Annotated in this window: 1 protein-coding gene and 1 pseudogene; both read left to right on the forward strand. The window is 52.2% G+C overall.

Annotated elements, in window-relative coordinates:
* Positions 1-210 (forward strand): annotated as a pseudogene (locus ACTHUR_RS18565) (ABC transporter ATP-binding protein); the annotation flags it as partial.
* Between the two features lie 65 nt (positions 211-275).
* The coding region (locus ACTHUR_RS18570; protein ID WP_440400242.1) for an ABC transporter permease at positions 276-510 on the forward strand (235 nt) is incomplete at its 3' end.

Consider the following 510-nt stretch of genomic DNA (forward strand, 5'->3'; position numbering starts at 1 on the left):
ATGGTAACGCATGACATCGAAAAATCGCTGGAAATTGTCGATCAAGTCATTTTCCTGGCACACGGCAAAATCATGTTCTCCGGCTCGCCCGAAGAAATGCGCGAACTCGACTCGCCTTGGGTACGCCAGTTTGTCGGTGGTTTGGCAGACGGCCCTGTCGCCTACCGCTATCCGGCGCAAACGACTTTAAAACAAGACTTACTGGGCTGATGTTCAGACGGCTTGAAACTTAAACAAGGCCGTCTGAAAACCATTTAACCAATCAACTGAAACCTATGAATTTTATCCGTTCCGTCGGGGCAAAAACCCTCGGCTTCATCCAATCGCTGGGCAGCATTACGCTGTTTTTCCTGCAGATCCTGGCCAAATCAGGCACGGCGTTTGCCCGTCCGCGCCTGAGCATCCGCCAGATTTACTTTGCAGGCGTGTTGTCCGTCCTGATTGTCGCCGTGTCCGGCCTGTTTGTCGGCATGGTATTGGGCTTGCAAGGCTATACGCAGCTGGCAAAAT

The sequence above is a fragment of the Neisseria sp. P0021.S007 genome (genome assembly GCF_051956855.1).